Annotated in this window: 13 protein-coding genes; 11 read left to right on the forward strand and 2 right to left on the reverse strand. The window is 35.1% G+C overall.

All coding sequences use genetic code 11. The features are described from left to right. Positions 1 to 78 precede the first annotated feature (78 nt). From QMG60_RS13330 to QMG60_RS13350, 5 genes are all read left to right on the forward strand, one after another. Positions 79 to 9,783 (forward strand): gliding motility-associated C-terminal domain-containing protein, encoded by a 9,705-nt coding sequence (locus QMG60_RS13330; protein WP_281865240.1) that lies wholly within the window; start codon positions 79 to 81, stop codon positions 9,781 to 9,783. A gap of 47 nt (positions 9,784 to 9,830) precedes the next feature. Continuing rightward, on the forward strand, positions 9,831 to 10,763 hold the full coding sequence (locus QMG60_RS13335; protein ID WP_057118463.1) for a type IX secretion system membrane protein PorP/SprF: 933 nt from the start codon (positions 9,831 to 9,833) through the stop codon (positions 10,761 to 10,763). An 11-nt stretch (positions 10,764 to 10,774) separates the two neighbouring features. Further along, on the forward strand, positions 10,775 to 12,712 hold the full coding sequence (locus QMG60_RS13340; RefSeq protein ID WP_134141794.1) for an OmpA family protein: 1,938 nt from the start codon (positions 10,775 to 10,777) through the stop codon (positions 12,710 to 12,712). 238 nt (positions 12,713 to 12,950) lie between these two features. Further along, positions 12,951 to 14,957, forward strand: coding sequence for an NAD-dependent DNA ligase LigA (gene ligA, locus QMG60_RS13345; protein WP_057118461.1), 2,007 nt, complete (start codon positions 12,951 to 12,953; stop codon positions 14,955 to 14,957). Then, positions 14,944 to 15,636 (forward strand): lysoplasmalogenase family protein, encoded by a 693-nt coding sequence (locus QMG60_RS13350; RefSeq protein WP_281865241.1) that lies wholly within the window; start codon positions 14,944 to 14,946, stop codon positions 15,634 to 15,636. The genes ligA and QMG60_RS13350 overlap by 14 nt, the downstream gene beginning before the upstream one ends. Here QMG60_RS13350 and QMG60_RS13355 read toward each other — a convergent pair. Both QMG60_RS13355 and QMG60_RS13360 read right to left on the reverse strand, forming a co-directional pair. Then, positions 15,623 to 16,534: a metallophosphatase gene (locus QMG60_RS13355; RefSeq protein ID WP_281865242.1), complete on the reverse strand. Its 912-nt coding sequence runs from the start codon at positions 16,532 to 16,534 to the stop codon at positions 15,623 to 15,625. The two genes, QMG60_RS13350 and QMG60_RS13355, sit on opposite strands and share 14 nt — an antisense overlap. 45 nt (positions 16,535 to 16,579) lie before the next feature. Next, the gene (locus QMG60_RS13360) at positions 16,580 to 17,359 is read right to left on the reverse strand and encodes a 5'-nucleotidase (RefSeq protein ID WP_281865243.1); all 780 of its coding nucleotides are present in this window, start codon (positions 17,357 to 17,359) and stop codon (positions 16,580 to 16,582) included. A gap of 155 nt (positions 17,360 to 17,514) precedes the next feature. On the opposite strand from QMG60_RS13360, the gene QMG60_RS13365 reads away from it, so the two are divergent. The 6 genes from QMG60_RS13365 to QMG60_RS13390 all read left to right on the forward strand — a co-directional run bounded on the left by QMG60_RS13365 (position 17,515) and on the right by QMG60_RS13390 (position 22,243). Further along, positions 17,515 to 17,919 (forward strand): hypothetical protein, encoded by a 405-nt coding sequence (locus QMG60_RS13365; RefSeq protein ID WP_281865244.1) that lies wholly within the window; start codon positions 17,515 to 17,517, stop codon positions 17,917 to 17,919. Positions 17,920 to 17,933: 14 nt separating this feature from the next. Further along, positions 17,934 to 18,815, forward strand: coding sequence for a 4-hydroxy-tetrahydrodipicolinate synthase (gene dapA / locus QMG60_RS13370; protein ID WP_281865245.1), 882 nt, complete (start codon positions 17,934 to 17,936; stop codon positions 18,813 to 18,815). Positions 18,816 to 18,950: 135 nt separating this feature from the next. After that, a complete protein-coding gene (bamD, locus tag QMG60_RS13375) occupies positions 18,951 to 19,745 on the forward strand; it encodes an outer membrane protein assembly factor BamD (RefSeq protein ID WP_057118455.1) in 795 nt (264 codons plus the stop codon). An 8-nt stretch (positions 19,746 to 19,753) separates the two neighbouring features. Further along, positions 19,754 to 20,071 (forward strand): DNA-directed RNA polymerase subunit omega, encoded by a 318-nt coding sequence (locus tag QMG60_RS13380; RefSeq protein WP_008463064.1) that lies wholly within the window; start codon positions 19,754 to 19,756, stop codon positions 20,069 to 20,071. A gap of 7 nt (positions 20,072 to 20,078) precedes the next feature. Continuing rightward, the gene (gene coaBC, locus QMG60_RS13385) at positions 20,079 to 21,293 is read left to right on the forward strand and encodes a bifunctional phosphopantothenoylcysteine decarboxylase/phosphopantothenate--cysteine ligase CoaBC (RefSeq protein ID WP_281865246.1); all 1,215 of its coding nucleotides are present in this window, start codon (positions 20,079 to 20,081) and stop codon (positions 21,291 to 21,293) included. A 65-nt stretch (positions 21,294 to 21,358) separates the two neighbouring features. After that, positions 21,359 to 22,243 carry a DUF4835 family protein gene (locus QMG60_RS13390; RefSeq protein WP_281865247.1) on the forward strand — a complete coding sequence of 295 codons (885 nt, stop codon included), beginning with the start codon at positions 21,359 to 21,361 and terminating at the stop codon, positions 22,241 to 22,243. Positions 22,244 to 22,263: the final 20 nt, after the last annotated feature.

Here is a 22,263-nt window from a genome sequence, read left to right on the forward strand (position 1 = left end):
AACTGATTGTTTAATTGCGTAGGTGCTTGCACTTACTGCGAGAGGTGTTTTATTGTCCATTTTCTAATCTTCCAAATTATGAAAAAAAATTTTACTTTTTGTAATCTCAAACTTCAAAAGAGATTATTAGGACTTTTAACTTTATTCTTTTTATGCACTAATGCATTTTCTCAGACTATTTGTAGACCTGTGTCTCAAACTAATAGTCAAGGTGGATTATTGTGTGTAGGTTTAAATGTTAGTAGTCCTGCCAATGCTTATGACAGCGCTGGCTTAACGACATTCGCAACTTTGACGAATGCCGTTGGTGTAGGTTGCTTTGTTGAAGAAACAGTAACCTTGAATCAGACGGCGAGGGCCGGAGATCAAATTGCTATTTACTTTGGCACGGGTAATGGCTTGCTGGATGTGAGTTTGTTAGCGAACGCGACTATTCAGGCAAAAAATTCAGGTGTCAATGTAGGTTCCAGCGTGCCTTTAAACAGTCCGCTGCTGAACCTAAACCTGTTAAATGGTAACACAGTTGCAGTCGCAAGATACACTTTGACAGGTGATGCGAATCAAATTCAAGTTCAAGTCGGCGGACTATTAAGTTTGTTGGTGAGTTTGAGGATTTATGATATTCGTTTAGAATTTGCTCAGCCAACGGTAACTGGTGGTCTATCGCAAACAGTTTGTGCTGGTTCTCCAACCACTCTTACTGCGACTCCGGCAGCAGGAACTACTCTTGCATGGTATGATTCTGCGGCTTCTACAACACCATTGGCAACAGGAAATACTTATACGACTCCTGCTTTGACAACTACAACTACTTATTATATAGGAATATCTAGAGTTGCAGGATGCGAAGGAAATGTTCGCGTCCCTGTGGTTTTAAATGTTTCTAATCCGGTTGCACCGGCAATTAATAATACCGGACTTACGGTTTGTTCTACAGGACCAACACAGCAAACGACATTGTCAGTTTTAAATGCTGTGCCTGGAACTATTTATACTTGGTATTCTGCAGCGAGCGGAGGTACAGTATTAGCAACGGGAACTACCTATTCTCCAACGGTTTCTTTAGGGACAACTTCATTTTTTGTAGAAGCCTCTATTGGAAGCTGTATTAGCCCAACGCGTGCGCAAGTAAATGTTGTTTCTACAGCAGTACCTGCGACTCCAACAGTTTTAACACAAAGTGTTACAATTCAATCGGGTCAGAATGCAACTTTAAACGCAACTACTTCTGAACCAGGAGTACAATTAAATTGGTATGAAGCGGCTTCAGGCGGAACGGCAGTTGCAACGAATACAGCTACTTTTATTACACCAATTTTAACTGCTACAAAAACATATTATGTTGAAGCAGAAAGTCCAAACGGAAATTGTGTCAGCGCAGCTAGAGTTCCTGTTACAGTAACGGTTCAACCAGCAGCTTTAGGAGGATGTCTTGAAGCAAGCAGTCAATCTACCACACAAAACGGTTTATGTTTATTGTGTAGTTCTACAAATCCTAATAACTCTGTAGATGGGAATCCTGCAACAGCGGCAAGACTTACAGTTCCTGTTGGATTAATTAATGGCTGGATACAGCAGACTTTGCAATTTACAAATCCAGGTAAAGCTGGTGATATTGTAGATGTAGAGTTGGAATTACCTGGCGGTTTAGCAGACGTTGCATTATTAGGAGCTGTTAATTTGGCAACTTACAATGGAGCCACTTATAATAATGATAGAACTGCAATTAATAATCCATTAATTACTTTGCAACTATTAAGTGGTAATCGTTTTAGAGCCAGTGTTGTTGCTGGAGCAAATTTTGATCGTGTGGAAATTCGATTGGGAGGTTTGGCAACAGTATTAACTAGCGTAGATATTTATCAGGCAACTTACAGATATAAGGCTCCAACTATTACTGGAGACACAAGTGTTTGTAGTGGTCAAACAACAACATTAACAGCTTCGCTTGCTGTAGGTGAAACTGCTAATTGGTATAGTGCTGCTACAGGCGGAGCTTCGTTGGCATCTACTGCAGCATTTACAACTCCTGCTATAACTGTACCAACAACTTATTATGTTGAAATAACGAGAAACGGATGTGTGAATGGCGAGCGTACTCCAGTTGCTATATCAATAGTTAATCCAGTATTACCTGTTGTTACAGCAGTTCCATCCACAATTTGTAGTGGGCGTTCAACGACATTAACAGTTGATACTCCAGTTGCTGGTACTACTTACAATTGGTACGATGATGCAACAGGAGGGAATTTATTATTTACTGGTACATCTTTTACCACACCTGCTTTAACAGCAAATGTAACTTACTATGTGGAGGCTGTTATTGGAAGTTGTTCAACACCAACACGTACTGCTGTACCATTAACTATTAGCCCTATTCCAGCCGTTCCAACTTTTGCTTCGTCAGATGTTATTATACAATCTGGACAAACAGTAACATTATCAGTTTCTAATCCTGTTGCTGGAGTTAGATACAACTGGCTGGATGCGCCAACTGGCGGGAATGTCTTAGCATCTAATACTACATCATATACACCAAGTCCAGCTTTAACTGCAAACCAAACGTATTATGTGGAGGCTTCAAGTATAGCGACTGATTGTGCTAACCCAACGAGAGGGGCTATAAATGTAATTGTGATTGCTAATACAAGTACATGTTTGCAGGCAGGAACTCAGGTAACAGACTTTAATCCAGCGATATGTGTTTTATGTTCTGTTGCAAATCCGAATAATTCTGTAGATGGAGATATTAGTACATATGCTCAGCTTTCTGTTCCTATTGGTACTGGAGGATATATCGAACAACAATTAATTTTTGGTAATCCAGGTCAGACTGGTGATATTATTGATGTTGAATTAGAGGTCCCAGGAGGTGTGCTCGATGTAAGTGCATTATCTTTTATAAGTTTAGCGACTTTTAATGGAGCCACTTATAATAGTGACAGAACGGCAATCAATAATAATTTAATTAATATTCAATTACTCTCAGGAAATAGGTTTAAAGCTAGTATTATTGCTACAGCACCATTTGATAGAGTTGAAGTAAGATATAATGCAGGGGTTTCACTATTGACAAATTTATATATTTATCAGGCTTCTTATAGATTCCCGAATGCGACAATAACTGGAGCATCGACTCCAATTTGTGCAGGACAAACAGCGTCTTTAACAGCTGCTTCTACAGGAACAGAAACTTTTACATGGTATGATGCACCAACTGGAGGAAATATTGTAGCGGTTAATCCAACTCTTCCTTTAACTTCTACTACAACATATTATTTACAAGGAACACGTGGAGGAACTTGTGTAAATAGTTTGCGTCAGGGAGTTACAGTTACGGTTGTACCGCTTCCTACTGATGCAGATGTTGTTATTACAACACCTATTGAAGCTACCTGCGCAGGTGGAGCTGTTATAGCACCGACTTCTACTATTGCTGGAGCTCAATTTAGATATTATACAGATCAAAATAAAACTCAGGAAATAATAACAGGAACAACAGTAGCAACTCAGCCGGGAGCAACATTTGTAAAAGATGCTACTACTGGAGCACTTACAATCTCAGGTTTAACTACTACGGGAGCTCCTTACAATTATTTTGTTTCTATTTTGAATGGAGGTACTTGTGAGAATGTGAACGGAACATTAAAACAAGTTACTATTACTGCTCCTTCAACTACAGCTTTAAATGTAATTGCAACTCCACTCGAAGGTTGTGGAAGTGCTAATTTAAGAAATGCTATTACTAATTTTGATTCATCAGGAAATACAACTTATACTTTCTATGATCCTTCAAATAATGTTATAACTGCTGATGCTGCAGCTAATATCACCGTTGGCGGAAATTACTCAGTTGAAGCTCAGTTGAATACTGATACATGTTCTTCTGCTAGAGCTACTATAGCAGTAGTTATTAGAGCATTACCTAGTTTAGTTGTAACTAGTCCTCAAGAATCTGTGAACGTTGGTTCAAATGTTACTTTAGCAGCAGTTTCAACTGGAACAATTACTTGGTTTGATCCACAAGGAAATGCATTAACAGGACCTACATTTACAACTGGTGTTTTAAATACACCAGGAGTTTATACTTACACTGCTGTTGCTAATGATGGATTTTGTACAGCAACTGCAACAAAAATAATTAATGTTATCGATCTTAGCAGTTGCCAAACATTAGCAGAGAGAGTGTATGCAAATGCTCAGTCAACTGGAAATATAATTACTGGGACAGTTTCTAATCCTGCAAATGCTATCGATGGAAATCCACAAACATTTTCAACAATTACTACAGGATTAGGTCTTTTAGGAATTGGTACAACATGGCAAAATTTAACTTGGGCAAGTACTGTAACAAAAGGAACGCCAGTAACTGTTAAACTTGGATCTGAATACAGTTTATTGGCTGTGGGTCAAAATCTATCTGTAGTCGGAACTATTGGAGGAGTTGATATCGGAGCAATGCAGCCAGTATCTGGATCTCTACTAAATTTAATTTCAGGAGATAATACTTATGAATTTACTTTTGTTCCTTCAGATGCATCAGGTCCACAAGATTATGATGGAATTCGTATCCAGTCAGCTTCACTTGTAAGTGTTGCCCAAAACACAAAAGTTTTTGATGCACACTATAATAGACAAGTTACCAGTGTAGCTTGTACGCCTGGAGATATTCAGGATATTTTTTACGGAACGACCGACTTAGGTCTTCCTGTGGGAGCTGTAACGGCTGCAGTAGGAGTAAGTGATGCATGGAATGTCGCAGATAATGATGTAACAACTTTTGCAACTATGTATAGCGGCGTTGGTGCATTAGCAGCGGCTGATTTAACAGTGCAATTTAAAACTCCATCTGTAGTGAGTGACTCGCTAAGAATAGTAATTTCTAAACCTGGAGCGCTTTTAGATGTTAATTTACTTACTGGATTTACAATTCAGCGTTATTTAGGGAATGTTGCCGTTGGAGCTCCAATTCAGAATACGAGTAATTTATTAAGCATAAGATTGCTGCCAGGTAACTCTTTGGCAATGGTACTGGTATCTTCACCAACAGAAATTTACGACCGAGTAAGAATTCGTTTAGGAGGTGTTGCGGGAGTATTAGATTTCTTAAGAGTTCATACTGTAGAAAGAACAGCAAACACAACAGTTATTGGAGCAGATCCTCAAAATAAAATTACGGTCTGCCCAGGAACAGACATTACACTTCAAATTCCAGAAGAAGCCTGTTCAACTTATATTTGGTATGATGCTGAAACTGGAGGAAATCCGCTTGCTACAGGTCTTACCTATACAATACCAGCAAATTTAGCTGCAGGAATTTATAAATATTATGTACAGCCAGTACGTTATGGCTGTGAAAGTTTTGCTAGAGGGGAAGTAACAGTTGAAGTAAAAGCTTCTGCTCCAGTAAATGCTTTAACTGATATCACTTTAAACGGAGGAACAGCAACTTCAGTTTGTTCTGTGTCTGGAACTGTAACTTTAGCAACTGGTTTAAGCGGAACGCCTGTTTTAACTAATCCAGTTTATGCATGGTACAGCTTTAATGGAACAACAAGCGTGTTAATTCCTGGCGAAACAACAGCTCAATTAGTAGTAAACGGATTAGCTCCGGGAACTTATACATATTATGTTGGAGTGAGTTCAGATCAATTTTGTGAAACTGCAGCAGCAGATAGAAAACAAATTACATTCACAATTCTGCCTCCTTCAACAGTAAATGATATTTTGGTTGATGATTTAACTATTTGCCATAGTTTACCAGCATCATTAACACCAACAGCACCTTCATTAACAGCACCTGTATTTACTTGGTATTTAGATGCTAACAAAACGCAGCCAATTACAAATGGTGCAGTTATTAATAATGTAACTTATACAATAGATGCTGCGGGCGTTCTTACAGCTGTAGGACTAACAAAAGCAATGAGTCCAATTACATATTATGTAGCTGTTTCAAGTACTAATACTTGTGAAAATCTTGCAGGAACATTGCAAGATGCAGTAATCATGATTAGTGATCCAAACACACCAACAACGACAGACGATACTCAGGATTTCTGTTTATCTAATACGCCAACAGTTGCTAGTATTCAAGTAAACGAAAGCAATGTTGTTTGGTACGATGCACCTACAGGAGGAAATGTAATTGCTTCGACTACAGCTTTAACAAGCCGTACTTATTATGCAGCAGCAACAGACGCTGTAACAGGCTGCGAAAGCAGTGTAAGATTAGCCGTAACGGTTACAGTTACTAATCTTGGAACACCAACATTGGTAACAGCAGGAACACAAAACTTCTGTTTAGTAAATGCACCGACATTTGCAAGTATTCAGACTAATGAAACTAATATTGTCTGGTACACAGCTTTAATAGGAGGAACTTTAATTCCGTCAACAACAGCTTTAACAACAGGACAGTATTTTGCAGCTATTTCTGATCCGGTTTCTGGCTGTGAAAGTGGTACAAGATTGACAGTTGATGTAATTGTGAATGATCCAGCAACACCAACATTGGTAACAGCAGGAACACAAAACTTCTGTCAGGAAGATGCGCCGACATTTGCGAGTATTCAGACTAATGAAACTAATATTGTCTGGTACACAGCTTTGACAGGAGGAACTTTAATTCCATCAACAACAGCTTTAACAACAGGACAGTATTTTGCAGCGATTTTAGATCCAGCTTCTGGCTGTGAAAGTTCTGCAAGATTAACAGTTGATGTAATTGTAAATGATCCGGGAACACCAACATTGGTAACAGCAGGAACACAAAATTTCTGTCAGATAAATGCTCCTACATTTGCAAGTATTCAGACGAATCAGGCTAATATTGTGTGGTATACAGCTTTAACAGGCGGAACAGTTATTCCATCAACAACAGCTTTAACAACAGGACAATATTTTGCAGCAATTTCTGATCCAGTTTCTGGCTGTGAAAGTGCTTTAAGATTAACAGTTGATGTAATTGTAAATAATCCGGCGACACCAACATTGGTAACAGCAGGAACACAAAACTTCTGTCAGGTAAATGCGCCGACATTTGCAAGCATTCAGACTAATGAAACTAATATTGTATGGTACACAGCTTTAACAGGCGGAACTTTAATTCCATCTACAACAGCTTTGACAACAGGCCAATATTTTGCAGCGATTTTAGATCCAGCTTCTGGCTGTGAAAGTGCTACAAGATTAACAGTTGACGTAATTGTAAATGATCCATCGACACCAACATTGTTAACAGCAGGAACACAAAACTTCTGTCAGGAAGATGCACCGACATTTGCAAGCATTCAGACAAATGAAACAAATATTGTATGGTACACAGCTTTAACAGGAGGAACTTTAATTCCATCAACAACAGCTTTAACAACAGGACAATATTTTGCAGCGATTTTAGATCCAGCTTCTGGCTGTGAAAGTTCTGCAAGATTAACTGTTGATGTAATTGTGAATGATCCGGGAACACCAACATTGGTAACAGCAGGAACGCAGAACTTCTGTCAGGTAAATGCTCCTACATTTGCAAGTATTCAAACGAATCAGGCTAATATTGTATGGTACACGGCTTTAACAGGCGGAACAGTTATTCCATCTACAACAGCTTTAACAACAGGACAATATTTTGGAGCAATTTCTGATCCAGTTTCTGGCTGTGAAAGTGCTTTAAGATTAACAGTTGATGTAATTGTAAATAATCCGGCGACACCAACATTGGTAACAGCAGGAACACAAAACTTCTGTCAGGTAAATGCACCTACATTTGCAAACATTCAGACTAATGAAGCTAATATTGTATGGTACACAGCTTTAACAGGCGGAATAGTTATTCCATCTACAACAGCTTTAACGACAGGTCAATATTTTGCAGCAATTTTAGATCCAGCTTCTGGCTGTGAAAGCGCTGCTAGATTAACAGTTGATGTAATTGTGAATAATCCAGCGACACCAACAACAAATGCTGCAGCACAGACTTTCTGTTCAGGAACAAATCCGACAGTTGCTAACATTCAAGTGAACGAAAGCAACGTAGTTTGGTATACAACTCAAACAGGAGGAACTGCCTTAGCTTCGACAGCCGCTTTGACAACAGCAACTTATTTTGGAGCTATAAAAGATCCTGCAACAGGTTGTGAAAGCAGTGTGAGATTGCAAGTAGCAGTAACAGTTGGAAACACAATAAATCCGACAACTAACAATACCGCTCAAACTTTCTGTTCTGCAAATGCACCAACAGTTGCCAGCATTCAAGTTAATGAAAGCAATGTAACTTGGTTCTCATCTGCTACAGGCGGAACTGCAATACCAGCTACAACAGCTCTTACTTCTGGAATTTATTTCGGAAATATTGTAGACGCTGTAACAGGATGCGAAAGCACAACACGTTTACAAGTGACAGTTACAGTTGTTAATCCAAGTGCGACACCAACAACAACTAGTACAACGCAAAATTTCTGTACTTTAAATTCACCAACAGTGGCGAATATTCAAGTAAATGAAGCAAATGTAGTTTGGTACAGCACACCAACAGGAGGAACAGCAATTCCAGCTGCAACAGCATTGACAACAGGTACTTACTATGGTGCGGTTTCTAGTGCTATTGGTTGTGAAAACCCAGCTAGATTAGCAGTAACAGTAAATGTAAACACACCAAGTGTAGTTACAACGCCAAGAACGACTCAAACATTCTGTTTGAATGCAGCTCCAACGTTAGCTAATATTTTAGTAAACGAAGCAAATGTAGTTTTCTATACTAGTGCAACAGGAGGAACACCATTAGCAGCAAATACGCCGCTTACAGCAACAACGTATTACGCAAGTTCATTGACAAATACCTTTAATGGTTGTGATAACGGACCAAGATTAGGAATTACTATAGCATTCGAAAATGATGCTGCAGTTCAAATAGCAACTACAGATGATACTCCATGTGTATTTAAAGGAGTAACGTATTCAATCGCAAATGGAAAATCTAATTATGTTTGGACAGTTAACGGAGGAACAATAATTACTGGTGGTGGTACATCTGACGGATCTGTTACAGTTTCTTGGTCTGATATTGGACCTGGAACAGTTACCGTTGCTTATGTTAACAATTGTGATGAAAGAACAATTAAAACATTAAATGTTAGTGTTACAAGCTGTTCAGATTTAACAATTACGCATACAGTAGATAACCCGACTCCAAATTTTGGCGATCAAGTAACCTTTACTATAACGGTTAACAATGTTGGAGAAGGAGATTTCATAAATACTATAGTTAGTGATTTACTTCCAAGCGGTTTAGAATTAGTAAGTTCATCTGCAACTTCAGGAACATATGATCCGAATACACAACTTTGGACAATACCAAGTTTAAATGCTGGCCAAAGCGTAGTATTGACAATTGTTGCAGAAGTATTGCCTAATGGAAATTACACAAGCGTTGCAGCTGTAGAAATTTCAACTCCTTTAGATGTTGATGCTTCTAACAATTCAGCTTCGGTTACATTAGTACCAATTTGTTTAACAGTTTACAATGAGTTTACGCCAAACAATGACGGGAAAAATGATCTATTCAGAATTGATTGTATTGAAACTCATCCAAACAACGAGTTGAAAGTATTCAACAGATGGGGAGCATTAGTGTACAGCAAAGTGCATTATGAAAATGATTGGGACGGTACAGCAAATGTATCCGGAGTTGTTAATAGAGGAGATATGCTGCCAACAGGTACTTATTTTTATGTGATAACCATTGGAGATGGAACGGTTAAAAAAGGCTGGTTGTCTATTATGAGATAATCCACTTCTATTAATCATCTAATTAATTAAACTAAATAAGTATCGTTATGAAACTATATATAAAATCATTAGAAACGTATTTCATTTTAATATGTTCTTTTATCACGTTTTGTGCCACAGCGCAACAAGATCCTCAATATACACAGTATATGTATAATACTATGGCGGTAAATCCAGCTTACGCTGGATCTACCGGAACCATAGAAGCAGCACTTTTATATCGTTCACAATGGATTGGAATTGATGGAGCTCCAGAAACACAATCCTTTTCCATTCATTCTCCTCTTCGAAATGAAAAAATAGGTTTGGGTTTGAGTGTTGTAAATGATAAAATTGGTCCTTCTGATGAACTGTATCTTGATGGAAATTTCTCTTATTCAGTACCATTAGGTTATGAAAAAAGACTTGCTTTTGGATTAAAAGCAGGAATGAGAATGTTAAACATAGATTGGTCTAAAGGAAGATACTACGACAATGATGATGTTTTGTTAAATCAGAACATCAATAATCAAATGAAATTAGCAGTCGGAGCCGGAATTTATTATTATACTGATAAATGGTATGTAGGGCTTTCTGTTCCAAGTTTTATTAGAAATGATTATTATGACGATGTTCAGGAATCTATTGATTATGATCGTCTGCATTACTTTTTAATGGGAGGTTACGTTTTTGATTTGAATCCAAATTTGAAATTTAAACCGGCATTTTTAGTAAAAGCAGTAAGCGGGGCACCACTTACGGCAGACATATCAGCAAATTTTATGATTCAAGAAAAGTTTGTTATAGGAGGAGCTTATCGAACAGATGATTCTGTGAGTATACTGGCAGGTTTTCAAATTTCACCAAGTTTTTATCTTGGATATGCTTTTGATTACACTGTAAGCCAATTGAATAAATACAATGATGGTTCGCATGAAATCATCTTGCGTTATCAATTTGTTAAAAACCAAAGCAAAATTAAATCTCCTCGATTCTTCTAAAAATAAAACCTATGAGAAAACTATATATCCTATGTTTAATTTTGAGCGTTACGTTTAGTTTCGCTCAAAAAACAAACTTAAAGAAAGCAGATGCCTTGTTTAGAAACTTTTCTTATCTAGATGCTTCTAAAGCCTATGAGGAATGTTTGCAGAACATAAAAGATCCTTCAGCTCAAACCCTGAAAAATGCTGCCGATTCTTACTATTTCATTTCAGATTCTAGAAATGCACTTAAATGGTATAGAAAGCTGTATGAAGTTCAAGGAAATAATTTGACTGACATTTACTATCTGCGTTATATCCAATCGATGAAAGCCGTTATGGATTATGATGAAGCAGATAGAGTTACAAAAGAATATCTGGATAAAAAGGGAGATAAAAAAGAGATAAGCAGATATGTTGCCCAAAAGAAATATATGGACAGCGTGGCAAAAGCAAAACCTCTTTATACCATTAAAAATTTAGATATTAATACTAGTAAATCAGATTTTGGAGCCACTTTTTTCAAAGACAATGTGGTTTTTACATCGGCTCGTGACACTACTAAGTTTAGTGAAAAACTATATACTTGGAACAATCAGCCTTTTCTGAATTTATATCTTGCGGAAAGAAATCCTGCCGATGGAAGTTTGTTTAATGAAACAGTATTTCTTCCGAATGTAATGACTAAATATCACGAGGCAACAGCAAGTTTTGATACTCAGGGAAAAACGATTTACTATTCGACAAATATTGTAAAGAAAAACAAATTAGTTGTTGACGATGCAAAAATCAATAATTTTCAGATTATCAAAGGATCAATTGTTGATAATAAGTTAGAGAATCCGCAGAAAGTATTTTTTGACAGTGATGATTATTCCGTAGGACATCCAGCATTAAGTGAAGACGGGCAGTGGCTTTTCTTCGCATCAGACATGCCGGGAGGATTTGGTGAAACAGATTTGTACGTGGTAAAAATCGCAGCTGACGGAACTATGAGCTCGCCTTTAAATTTAGGACCTAACATTAATACAATTGGTAACGAAGTATTTCCATTTTTTCAAAACGGGACTTTGTATTTCTCTTCAGACGGACATTATGGCTGGGGAGATTTAGATGTCTATGAAAGTAAATTTCTGGGAGATGGAAATTTCACGACCCCTAAAAATCTTGGTGCACCAGTTAATAGTAACAAAGACGACTTTTCTTTTATAATTGACAGAACAGATGGTTATGGATATTTTTCTTCTAATAGAGCAGGAGGAAAGGGCGATGATGATATCTATTCTTTCGTAAAAGGAAAACCAGTCTGCAATCAGAGTATTTCGGGAATGGCTATAGATCGTAAAAGTAAAAAACCTTTGACTGATGTTACGATAATGGCTTATAACTCTTTCAGCGAAGTTCTTGGAGAAACAAAAACCAATTTCGATGGAAAATATGCCATAGAAGTTCCTTGCAACAAAGTAATTAAAATGATCGCGGCAAAACCGAACTACAGCAGTGATGATAAAACGGTTGAAACCACTAAAGAAAATGGAGGCGAAATCAAAGATGTAAATTTTGAATTGAGTAACTACGATGACTTAGTTGTTAAAAAACAAGGGGTTGAAAAAGTCGATGTAAATCCAATTTATTTCGATTACGACAAATACGACATTACGCCAAAAGCAGTTGAAGAATTGTCTAAAGTAGTTTTTATTATGCGAAAATTTCCAAACATCAGAATCAAAATTGAATCACATACAGATTCTAGAGGAAAAGACGCCTACAATTTAAAACTTTCAGACAACAGAGCTAAATCTACAAGAGATTATATTGTCTCTCAAAACATTGATCCTTCTAGAATTGAAAGCGCAATTGGTTATGGCGAAACTCGTTTAATTAATAAATGTAAAAATGGTGTAAAATGTACAGAAGAAGAGCACCTGTTAAATAGACGTTCAGACTTTATCATTATTCAAAAATAGTTTTATGTTTTCGTGGTAATTTATTGATTATCATTCTAAAACATGTAACGTCGAAACCATTTGGAAGTTGGTTTTTATTAATTCTTTTTTTAAGAATAATGGACAAGGAGAAAATCAGACTGCATGAATTTGCAGTCTGATTTTTGATTTTTTAAAACTTTCAATTTTTATGCTTTTGAACAAAAATAAATTCTAATTTTGATATTCAGTTTATCACAATTATAATTTGCAATATTTTATGAGCATTCAAGAAACCATTCAAACATTACGAAATGAACTTAATCAACACAATTACAACTATTATGTGTTAGATAATGCAACGATTTCAGATTATGATTTTGATATAAAACTGAAAGAACTTCAAGATTTAGAAAATAAACATCCAGAATTTTTTGATGAAAATTCACCAACACAACGCGTTGGCGGAACAGTTACCAAAAATTTTAAAACCATAGCACATCAATATAGAATGTATTCTTTAGATAATTCCTATTCTAAAGAAGATTTGCTGGATTGGGAAAACCGCATTCAAAGAGTGCTCGGAAATGTTAATCTGCAATATACCTGCGAATTAAAATATGATGGTGCTTCAATTAGTATTTCCTATGAAAACGGAAAGTTAGTTCAGGCCTTAACGCGCGGAGACGGTTTTCAGGGTGATGAGGTAACCAATAATATTAAAACGATAAAATCAATTCCTTTACACTTAAAAGGAAAATATCCAGATAAATTTGATATTCGAGGAGAAATAATTCTGCCGCTTGCTGGTTTTGAAAAAATGAACCAGGAATTAATCGAAATTGGAGAAACACCTTATTCAAACCCAAGAAATACAGCTTCAGGAAGTTTAAAATTACAAGATAGTGCTGAGGTTGCAAAACGACCACTAGAATGTTTATTGTATTTTGTAACGGGAAATAACCTGCCTTTTTCGTCACAATTCGAAGGCTTAGAAGCTGCAAGAAGCTGGGGATTCAAAGTACCGAAAGAAGCAAAACTAGTCAATAATATGCACGAAGTTTTTGACTTTATTGATTATTGGGATGTGCACCGTCATAATCTTCCTTACGAAACAGATGGAGTTGTAATAAAAGTAAACAGCATTCAGCATCAGGAAGAATTAGGTTATACTGCAAAATCACCGCGCTGGGCAATAGCTTACAAATTCAAATCAGAACAGGTTTCAACCAAATTAAAATCAATTTCCTATCAAGTAGGAAGAACTGGCGCCATAACTCCAGTTGCGAATTTAGAACCTGTGCAGCTTGCTGGAACAATTGTAAAAAGAGCTTCTCTTCACAATGCCGATCAAATCGAAAAATTAGATATTAGGGTAAATGATACTGTTTTTGTAGAAAAGGGCGGTGAAATTATTCCAAAAATCATTGCAGTAGATTTAGCCAAACGCCCAGAAAATTCAGAAGTAACACATTATATTTCCTATTGCCCGGAATGCCAGACTGAATTAGTTAGAAATGTGGGTGAAGCCAATCATTACTGTCCTAATTTCTACGGTTGTCCACCGCAGATTATAGGTAGAATTCAACATTACATTTCTAGAAAAGCTATGGATATCGAAGGTCTAGGCGGAGAAACTGTGGCGTTACTTTTCAAAAATGGCTTAGTACACAATTATGCAGATTTGTATGAATTGAGAGTAGAAGATATTCTGCATTTAGAAAGAATGGCTCAAAAATCTGCCGAAAACTTGGTAAATGGAGTTCAGAAATCAAAAGAAATTCCGTTCGAAAGTGTATTGTTTGCACTTGGAATTCGTTTTGTCGGAGAAACTGTAGCCAAAAAATTAGCCAAACATTATAAAAATATCGATGCTTTAAGCAAAGCTTCATTAATGGATTTAATTTTGGTTGATGAAATTGGAGAAAGAATTGCAAGAAGCGTTGTTGAATTTTTTGAAAATGAAGAAAATCAAAAAATCATTGAGCGCTTAAAAAATTATGGAGTTCAGTTTCAAATTGAAGAAAGAGTAAATCCAAATGCGACCGAGAAATTTGTTGGAAAAACATTTGTGGTTTCTGGAGTATTTAGTCAATTTTCAAGAGATGAATTGAAGAAAGCCATAGAAGATAACGGAGGAAAAGTTGGAAGCTCTATTTCTGCAAAAACAGATTTTGTTGTAGCAGGAGATAATATGGGACCAGCGAAATTAGAAAAAGCCACTAAATTAAATATACCTATATTATCAGAAGAAGATTTTATAAACAAATTAAATGAAACCGAATAAACCGTCGTTAATTTTGTTTTTTCTGGCATTGTTATGTACAATCATTTTTGATTATACAGAACAAGACTTTTTTGCGACGTATGCCAAAGCAATAGTTCTCCCGGCTATTTTTATTTATTTTTTAATTAGCAATGAATTCAAAATTGGAAAATCAGAAGGTGTGATTTTCTTTTTTTGTTTTGTAGGGCAGGTATATGACTTAATGGATATTGAAAGTTCTGAAATAGGGGGAGTAATATGTTTTTTAATCGTTTACCTTTTAATTATTAGAATCTTCATTCGAGAGCACGAAAGAATAAAATTAACAAAACGCGATATTCTGCCTATTTCTATTGTGGTAGTTTTTATTGTCTACTTATTAGTTTCTGTCTTGAGTTTACAATTAGACAGTATGAAACGGTTTCACATAATTTACACTTTCTACGGAATCGTTTTAAGTGTTTTAAGTTATTACTGTTTTGTAAGTTACATCACCAAAGGAACGCATATTACTTTACTGATGTCATTAATGGCAGTAAGCTATATCTTCTCAGATATTTTCTATATTTTCAATGAATACTTCTCGTACTCAATCGTTTTGGTTTTAATACGAGACATAACTCAAATTCTAGCTTATTTCTTTATGGTAGAATACTTTTTAGAAAAAGCTAGAATTCAAAATAAACCTACACCACAATAGTTGTACCTTGGTTTGTATGTGGTTTGTCTTTATCAAAATAAAAATCTATTCGACCTAAATTGATTCCGTAACAGCCTACCTGATTTACCAATACCTCTTTACCAGCTTTATTTTTTACAATAGTTGGTTTGTCTAAAAAAGTATGAGTATGACCCCCAATAATTAAGTCAATATCTTGAGTTTGTTCAGCAAATTTCAAATCGCTTATTTTAGTTGGATCATCTTTATATTTATATCCCAAATGCGAAAGACAAATTACTAAATCACATTTTTGTTCCTTTTTCAAAAGCTGTGTCATGTCCTGCGCAATTTCTACAGGATTATTATAAACAGTTTCCTTGTATAATTGCTTGTCTACCAAACCTTGTAATTCAATTCCAACTCCAAAAACACCAACCTTAATTCCGTTTTTATTGAAGATTTTGTACGGTTTTACATGTCCCTCCATAACCGTATTTTTAAAATCATAGTTAGAACAGATAAAATCAAAAGTGGCGTGAGGAAGCTGAGCGTATAAGCCATCAAGGCCGTTATCAAAATCATGGTTTCCAATAGTCGAAGCATCATACTTCATCATACTCATCAATTTAAATTCCAATTCACCGCCATAATAATTAAAATATGGAGTTCCCTGGAAAATGTCTCCTGCATCTAAAAGAAGCACATTCGAATTTTCTTTACGAATAGACTCTATTAATGCCGCACGACGAGATACGCCGCCCATATTAGGATTACGCGGATCATCAGCAGGAAAAGGATCAATGTGGCTGTGCACATCATTAGTATGTAAAATTGTTAAATGTTTAATATCGTTAGTTTCAAAACTGCTCAAAGACAATCCTAAACTTAGTAGGGCAGTGCTTGCTGCTGTTTTTTCGATAAACTCTCTTCTTTTCATTTTATATTTTTTTTGCAGGAATGCTTACTTTTTTCTTTAATTTTTTTATTCTTCTGTAATTCTGATATTTTTCGGAGCCACAACTGTGTCTACATCTTTAAAATAATCAATCAATACATTTCTAAGTTTATAGTTTAAGTCAAACTTTTGAGTGCCTTTCGCAAAGAAAGTCATACTGTCACCGCCATTTGCCAAATAATCATTTGTAGCTACATAATAAGTCTTGTTCACATCTAGCGGTTTTCCTTGAACTAGGATGTTTTTTGCAGTATTGTCTTTTGCAATTGTAAAAGTCATTCCAGACAAAGGCTGCGGTTTTTTCTCCTTAATAATATAGGCTGCAATTTCTAAAATTTGTTCCCCTTTTAAAGCTATAACAACCAGATTGTTTTCGAAAGGCATAATTTCAAAAGCGGTTCTCGTAGTTACATTTCCTTTAGGAAGAATTGCGCGGATGCCACCATGATTTAAAAGACACAAATCGATATCTTTATTTTCACGGGCTTTAAAAACGGTATTTCCTCTTTGAAGGCAAACATCAGCCAATAGACTTCCAATGCTGGTCTGCCATTTTCCTGTACTCTTGTCTAAAGTTTCAGGAGCATAAGCCAAAACATTATCCAAATCTTGGTTAATGTGATCACGATAAGGTTTAATAAAGTTTTCAATTGCTGGAGTTTCAGCAGTTTTTTCAGTAACAGGAAGTTGTTTCCCTTCAATTTTGTTTAGATTGTAATTTTTTTGACTACAGGAAACTGTAAAAAAAAGTGTTAAGAATATAACAAAAAGTTTCAAAAATCCGTTATACTTTTTTAGTTTTACCATTTTAAATGCAACTTAAATAATTAATTTTGTAATCTAGTAAAAGTACTATGTTTTTAAATTATATAAAGGAATTTTTTGTAAAAAAATCATTAAAAAATAACTTAAGTAACAATAAAAACGAGGTCTTTTCTAAGAACGTTCAAACAATTGGTTTATTGATAGATGAAAGTAATTTTGACCATTCTGAAGCGCTGATTAACGAATTAAAGCTTAAAGGAATTGCTTCAGAAAACATAAAAGTTGTTGCATACAGAGGAAAAATTAACGAGAAAGAAACGTATTTAAGACCTACTTTTGGTAAAAAACATATCAATTGGAAAGGAGAAATTACCGAAGATTTTTTGAACAAATTTGTGAATTCAGAATTTGATCTTTTGTTGAGTTATTATAATGTCGAAAATGTCATTTTAATGATGATCACCAATAAATCAAAAGCTAAATTTAAAGTCGGATTTTCTGCTGTAGATCAAAAATTGAACCGCTGGATGATTAGTACAGAATTAGAAAATTACAAACTATTCGTTTCAGAATTGTTTAGGTATTTAAAAAATATAAAATAAATTACAATTAAAATATGCAATCATTAATAGGAACTGGTGTTGCTCTTGTGACTCCATTTAAAAAAGATTTTTCAGTTGACATCGAAGCTTTACAGCGAATTGTAAACTTCTCTATAGATGGCGGAGTGGAGTATCTTGTTGTTATGGGGACTACAGCAGAAAACGCTACCCTTACAGCAGAAGAGAAAGAATTGGTTATAAATACTGTAATCGATGTAAATAAAGGAAGACTGCCTCTAGTTTTAGGAGTTGGCGGGAATAATACTATGCAGATTGTTGAAGAATTAAAAACAAGAGATTTTTCTGCTTTTGAAGCAATATTATCTGTTTCACCATATTATAATAAACCAACACAGGAAGGAATTTACCAGCATTTTAAAGCAATTGCAGAGGCTTCTCCAATTCCTGTAATTCTATATAATGTTCCAGGAAGAACATCAAGTAATATGCTTCCTTCAACCGTTATACGTCTTGCTAATGATTTTGAAAATGTTGTAGCAATTAAAGAAGCTGCAGGAGACATGGCGCAGGCAATGCAAATTATTAAAAATGCACCAAAAGATTTTCTAGTTATTTCTGGAGATGATATGCTGGCACTACCAATTGTTTTGGCTGGCGGCGCTGGTGTTATTTCTGTAATTGGACAAGGTTTTCCGAAAGAATTTTCAGAAATGATTCGTTTAGGATTGAATAAAAAAGTGGCAGATGCATTCAAAACCCATTATTTCTTGTCAGACAGTATTGATATGATTTTTGAGCAGGGAAATCCAGCTGGAATTAAACAAATCTTCCAAGCCCTTGGAATTGCTGATAATACCGTTCGTCTTCCTTTAGTAAGCGTAGATGATTCATTGGCAGAAAGATTAAATGAATTTGTGAAAAACAGTATTAAATAAACGTAAGTTTTACGGTATTTTATTATACTAAAAAATATTTTGTAGTAGCTAAATTAATAACTAAATTTGCCACCGAAACTTCGGTGTGATTTTGCTTTGGCAAATTGTCTGAGAGATCATAATAAAAGTAAGAAAATGAAAAGAATAGTATCGCTGTTAATTGTTGTGGCCCTTTTTTGTTCTTGTAGTGAGTATCAAAAAGCATTAAAAAATGAAGATGTTGCGGCTAAATTTGAGATGGCAACCAAAATGTATGATGCTGGTAAATATTCAAAAGCGATTCGTCTTTTCGAACAATTGGCTACATCTTATAGAGGAAAACCTCAGGCAGAAAAGCTATTTTACATGTTTTCGCAATCTTATTATAAAACAAAACAATATTATTTAGCTGGTTACCAGTTCGAAAGTTTTGTTTCAGGTTATCCACGAAGCGAAAAAGTGCAGGAAGCTGCTTTTTTAGGTGCATACAGCTATTCAAAACTTGCACCAGTTTACAGTTTAGACCAAACAGATACCGTAAAAGCATTAGAAAAATTACAAGCTTTTATTGATAATTATCCAAATTCAGAATATGTAGCTCAGGCAAATGAAACTGTGCAGCTGTTAAATGGTAAATTAGAGAAAAAAGCATATGAAAATGCTAAAGGTTACAATACAATTTCAGATTACAAATCAGCTTTAGTTGCTTTTGATAATTTTATCGCTGATTATCCTGGAACACCTTTTAAAGAAGATGCGCTGTTTTATAAATATGATTCAGCATATCAATTGGCAATCAATAGTGTACCTTCAAAAATGGAAGAACGCCTAAATGTTGCCAAAGTAGCTTACAATAACTTAGTTAAGTTTAAAAGCGACACAAAATACAAAGTTAAAGCAGACGAAATGAATGCTAGAGTTGAAACAGATTTACAAAAATTTACTAAATAAATAAAGTCATGGATTTAAAAAAGACGAATGCTCCTGTTAACACAATAACTTACAACAAAACAGTTATTGAAGAGCCAACAGGAAATGTGTATGAGGCAATTACCATTATGGCTAAAAGAGCAAATCAAATTAATTCTGAGATTAAAAAAGAATTGACTGAAAAATTAGAAGAGTTTGCTACTTATAATGATAGTCTAGAAGAAGTTTTTGAAAATAAAGAACAAATCGAAGTTTCTAAATTTTACGAAAAATTACCTAAACCACACGCTTTAGCTGTTCAAGAATGGTTAGACGGTAAAACTTACCACAGAAGTTCAAACAAATAACAGTATAATGTCAGTTTTAAACGGGAAAAAAATTTTACTGGGAGTTTCTGGTGGAATTGCAGCCTATAAAACAGCCTCATTAGTACGACTTTTTATAAAAGCAGGTGCACATGTCCAAGTGATAATGACACCTGCTTCTAAGGATTTTGTAACTCCATTAACGTTATCTACGTTATCTAAAAATCCAGTACATTCAAGTTTCTTTAATCAAGATGATGAAGATGCAGTTTGGAACAATCATGTTGAATTAGCACTTTGGGCTGATCTTATGTTGATTGCTCCCGCTACAGCCAATACATTATCGAAAATGGCTACAGGAAACTGTGATAATCTTTTAATTGCAACCTATTTATCGGCCAAATGTCCAGTTTATTTTGCACCTGCAATGGACTTGGATATGTATAAGCATCCTTCAACTTTATCCAGTTTTGCGGCATTAAAACAGTTTGGAAATGTAATGATTCCAGCTGAAAATGGCGAATTGGCTAGTGGCTTATCTGGTGAAGGAAGAATGGCTGAACCTGAAAATATAATTGCTTTCTTAGAAGCTGATTTAGAGAGTAAACTGCCGTTAAAAGGAAAAAAAATACTAGTTACTGCAGGACCAACATACGAAGCGATAGATCCCGTACGTTTTATAGGAAATCATTCTTCTGGGAAAATGGGGTTTGATATTGCCAATGAAGCTGCAAGTCTAGGAGCAGAGGTGTTTTTAATTGCGGGTCCAACACACTATAAGGCTAAGAACGCTTTAGTTAAAGTTGTAGATGTTGTATCTGCTCAAGAAATGTACGATGCTTGTCATTTGTATTTTAATGAAGTCGATGCGGCGATCGCAGCTGCAGCTGTTGCAGATTACAAACCGAAATTTGTTGCAGACCAGAAAATTAAGAAAACTGTAGCTGAGTTTTCGATAGAACTTGAAAAGACAAAAGATATCTTGTCTTCTTTGGGAGCTATTAAAAAAAATCAGTTTTTAATTGGATTTGCATTAGAAACTGAAAATGAAATTGAAAATGCTAAGTTGAAAATTCAGAAAAAAAACTTAGATTTGATTGTTTTAAATTCCTTACAAGATAAAGGAGCAGGTTTTAAAAAAGAGACCAATAAAGTAACCTTTATTGATAAAAATTTTGAAATCGAACCAATGGAATTAAAATTAAAAGAATCTGTAGCGGCTGATATTTTGAATAAAGTTATTCTGCATTTTTCAAAATCTTAGATTTAAAATATACGCCGAGAACATAAATCCAAACAATTTATGTTTAATTTAATATTTATACAATTATGAATAAGATAGTTACGCTGTTAGTATTTCTAAGCTTTGGTTTTGTGCAAGGGCAGCAGCTAAATTGTACAGTAACTATTAATACAGAGCGACTTACGAACCCGAATAATCAGGTTTTTAAAACGCTTCAAACCTCATTGTCTGAATTTGTAAACAAAACAGACTGGACAGGTTCAATTTTAAAACAAAACGAAAGAATTAACTGCTCGATGTATATTACTTTATCATCTAACAGTTCAGATCAATTTACAGGGACTGTTCAGGTTCAATCTTCAAGATTGATTTTTAATTCTACGTATTCTTCACCTGTTTTAAATTACAACGACAAAGATTTTAATTTTAGATATACAGAATACGAGCCATTGTTATTTAATCCAAATACTTATGACTCGAACTTAGTTTCTGTTATATCTTTTTACTGTTATATGATCTTGGGCATGGATGCTGATACTTTTCAAATGGGTGCAGGAAATCAATATCTTCAAACAGCTCAAAATATTGCCAATGTTGCACAACAGGGTGGATTTAAAGGCTGGAATCAGTCAGACGGACTTCAAAATCGTTACTATTTGATTAATGATATGATTGCGCCAACTTACAGCGATTTACGCCAAACTATGTACGCTTATCATACTGGATTAGATGGTATGAGTTTAGATTTAAAAGCCTCAAAAGAAAAAATAAAATCTGCATTAATGCTTATAGGTAAATTAAATTCAGTTAAACCAAATGCGTTTATAACCCGAGTTTTCTTTGATGCAAAATCAGATGAAATTGTTTCTATTTTTTCTGGCGGACCAAGTATATCTGTTACCGATTTAACAGATGTTTTAAACAAAGTTTCGCCATTAAATTCTACTAAATGGTCACAGATTAAATATTAAATCTGTTTCATTTTTCAAAA

The sequence above is a fragment of the Flavobacterium sp. GSB-24 genome (genome assembly GCF_027924665.1).
In the GTDB taxonomy this organism is placed as follows: domain Bacteria; phylum Bacteroidota; class Bacteroidia; order Flavobacteriales; family Flavobacteriaceae; genus Flavobacterium.

Excerpts from the sequence above, each read along its gene's own strand:
- QMG60_RS13330 (WP_281865240.1), top strand. The coding sequence starts at position 79 with ATGAAAAAAAATTTTACTTTTTGTAATCTCAAACTTCAAAAGAGATTA.
- QMG60_RS13335 (WP_057118463.1), top strand. The coding sequence starts at position 9,831 with ATGAAACTATATATAAAATCATTAGAAACGTATTTCATTTTAATATGT.
- QMG60_RS13340 (WP_134141794.1), top strand. The coding sequence starts at position 10,775 with ATGAGAAAACTATATATCCTATGTTTAATTTTGAGCGTTACGTTTAGT.
- ligA (WP_057118461.1), top strand. The coding sequence starts at position 12,951 with ATGAGCATTCAAGAAACCATTCAAACATTACGAAATGAACTTAATCAA.
- QMG60_RS13350 (WP_281865241.1), top strand. The coding sequence starts at position 14,944 with ATGAAACCGAATAAACCGTCGTTAATTTTGTTTTTTCTGGCATTGTTA.
- QMG60_RS13355 (WP_281865242.1), bottom strand. The coding sequence starts at position 16,534 with ATGAAAAGAAGAGAGTTTATCGAAAAAACAGCAGCAAGCACTGCCCTA.
- QMG60_RS13360 (WP_281865243.1), bottom strand. The coding sequence starts at position 17,359 with ATGGTAAAACTAAAAAAGTATAACGGATTTTTGAAACTTTTTGTTATA.
- dapA (WP_281865245.1), top strand. The coding sequence starts at position 17,934 with ATGCAATCATTAATAGGAACTGGTGTTGCTCTTGTGACTCCATTTAAA.
- bamD (WP_057118455.1), top strand. The coding sequence starts at position 18,951 with ATGAAAAGAATAGTATCGCTGTTAATTGTTGTGGCCCTTTTTTGTTCT.
- QMG60_RS13380 (WP_008463064.1), top strand. The coding sequence starts at position 19,754 with ATGGATTTAAAAAAGACGAATGCTCCTGTTAACACAATAACTTACAAC.
- coaBC (WP_281865246.1), top strand. The coding sequence starts at position 20,079 with ATGTCAGTTTTAAACGGGAAAAAAATTTTACTGGGAGTTTCTGGTGGA.
- QMG60_RS13390 (WP_281865247.1), top strand. The coding sequence starts at position 21,359 with ATGAATAAGATAGTTACGCTGTTAGTATTTCTAAGCTTTGGTTTTGTG.